2 protein-coding genes are annotated in these 2,323 nt (G+C 69.7%); both read left to right on the forward strand.

All coding sequences use genetic code 11. The annotated features are described in order from the left end of the window. Positions 1–108: 108 nt before the first annotated feature. The gene (locus WA944_RS26875; RefSeq protein WP_526374245.1) at positions 109–2,085 is read left to right on the forward strand and encodes a peptidoglycan D,D-transpeptidase FtsI family protein; all 1,977 of its coding nucleotides are present in this window, start codon (positions 109–111) and stop codon (positions 2,083–2,085) included. A gap of 33 nt (positions 2,086–2,118) precedes the next feature. After that, positions 2,119–2,323 (forward strand): Mur ligase domain-containing protein (locus tag WA944_RS26880; RefSeq protein ID WP_526647515.1); only part of this gene is annotated, 205 nt, incomplete at its 3' end.

The raw sequence follows: 2,323 nt of genomic DNA on the forward strand, positions 1-2,323 counted from the left end.
GCTGGGAGCCGGTCCGCTGCACCAGCAGCCGGGCGCGGCCACCCAGCCCGGCGCCCCGGTGGGCACTGAACAGTTCGCCCCCGTCGCGCCGGTACCGGGACCGCCGGCATGAGCCGCGAGTCGGGTCGGCGGGATCACACCGCAAAATCGGCCAAGTCACGGTCGGCGGGTCCCGCCAGGACGGCGAAGACACCGCCGAAGACACCGCCCAGCCAGGAACGCTCGGCGAGATCGCGGCGCTCCCGGCAGGCGGCGCCCCAGAACGGCCTGCGCAGTGCATCGTTCGTGTTCCGGCACCGTGCCGGCAACGCGGCGATCTTCCTGCTGCTGGTCGTGGCGGCGGCCCAGTTGTTCACCCTGCAGGTGCCGCGCGCCGAGGGCCTGCGCGCCGAGGCCGCGGGCCAGTTGAAGGTGACAGACATCGACGCGGCGCTGCGCGGCGCGATCGTCGACCGCAACAACGACAAACTGGCGTTCACCATCGAAGCGCGTGCGTTGACGTTCCAACCGGTCAAGGTGCGCAAGGAGTTGGCGGAAGCGGCGCAGAAGGCGCAGGAGCAGGGCTCGGAGGCCCCCGACCCGGACGAACGGCTGCGGGACATCGCTGCCGAGGTGGCTACCCGGCTGGGCAACAAGCCGGACAGCGCCACCGTGCTCAAGAAGTTGCGCAGCAACGAGACCTTCGTCTACCTCGCCCGTGCCGTCGACCCCGCGATCGCCGAGGCGATCACCACCGAGTTCCCCGAGGTCGGCTCGGAGCGTCAGGACCTGCGCCAGTATCCGGGCGGGGTGCTCGCCGCCAACATCGTCGGCGGCATCGACTGGGACGGGCACGGTCTGCTCGGCCTGGAGGATTCGCTGGACTCGGTTCTGGCCGGCACCGACGGCTCGGTCACCTACGACCGCGGCTCCGACGGCGTGGTCATCCCGGGCAGCTACCGCAACCGCCACGACGCGGTGAACGGGTCCAACGTGATGCTGACCATCGACGACGACATCCAGTTCTACGTGCAGCAGCAGGTGCAACTGGCCAAGGACCGGTCCGGCGCCAAGAACGCCTCGGCTGTTGTCCTCGATGCGAAAACCGGTGAGGTGCTCGCCATGTCGAACGACAACACCTTCGACCCCTCGCAGGATCTCAGCCGCCAGCAGGAGCGCGAGCTGGGCAACCTCTCGGTGTCGTCACCGTTCGAACCGGGTTCGGTGAACAAGATCGTCACCGCGGCATCGGTGATCGAGTTCGGGCTGTCCAACCCCGACGAGGTGCTGCAGGTGCCCGGGTCGATCAACATGGGCGGGGTCACGGTCGGCGACGCGTGGGAACACGGGGTGATGCCGTACACCACCACCGGGGTCTTCGGAAAATCGTCGAATGTCGGCACGCTGATGCTCGCGCAGCGCATCGGGCCGGAGCGCTACGCGGAGATGCTGCGCAAGTTCGGCCTGGGTCAGCGCACCGACGTCGGCCTGCCCGGTGAGAGCGCCGGCCTGGTTCCCCCGATCGACCAGTGGTCGGGTAGCACCTTCTCCAATCTGCCTATCGGCCAGGGTCTTTCGATGACCCTGCTGCAGATGACGGGGATGTATCAGGCCATCGCCAACGACGGGGTTCGCGTCCCGCCCCGGATCGTCAAGGCCACCGTCGCCTCCGACGGCACCCGTACCGAGGAGCCCAGGCCCGAAGGCGTGCGGGTGGTGTCGGCAGAGACCGCACGTACCGTGCGCAACATGTTCCGCTCGGTCGTGCAGCGCGACCCGCGCGGCGTCCAGCAGGGGACCGGCCCGCAGGCTGCGGTCGAGGGGTACCAGATCGCCGGCAAAACCGGCACCGCCCAGCAGATCAACCCGGGCTGCGGCTGCTACTACGACGACGTCTACTGGATCACCTTCGCGGGAATGGCGCCGGCCGACGACCCGCGCTACGTGGTCGGAGTGATGCTCGACGCACCGCACCGGGCCGCCGACGGCTCGCCGGGATCGTCGGGTGCCCCGCTGTTCCACGAGATCGCGTCCTGGTTGCTGCAACGGGAGAACGTCCCGCTGTCGGCGGATCCTGGTGCCCCGCTGACACTTCAGGCGGGCTGAGCCGAACGCCGCGGCCGGTACTGTGTCAAGGCCATGAATCTGCGCCCCTCACATCCTGCCGGTCTGCCGCTGGTCGCGGTGTCCGATCTGGTGGCCGGCCTGTCCCTGGGCCCGTCGATGTCCGACGTCCAAGTCACCGGCGTGACCCTGCGCGGGCAAGACGCCCGGCCCGGGGATCTGTTCGCGGCGCTACCCGGGGCGAGGGCGCAGGGCGCCCGGTTCGCGGCCGACGCGGTGG

This window comes from Mycobacterium sp., from assembly GCF_049683355.1.
In the GTDB taxonomy this organism is placed as follows: Bacteria; Actinomycetota; Actinomycetes; order Mycobacteriales; family Mycobacteriaceae; genus Mycobacterium.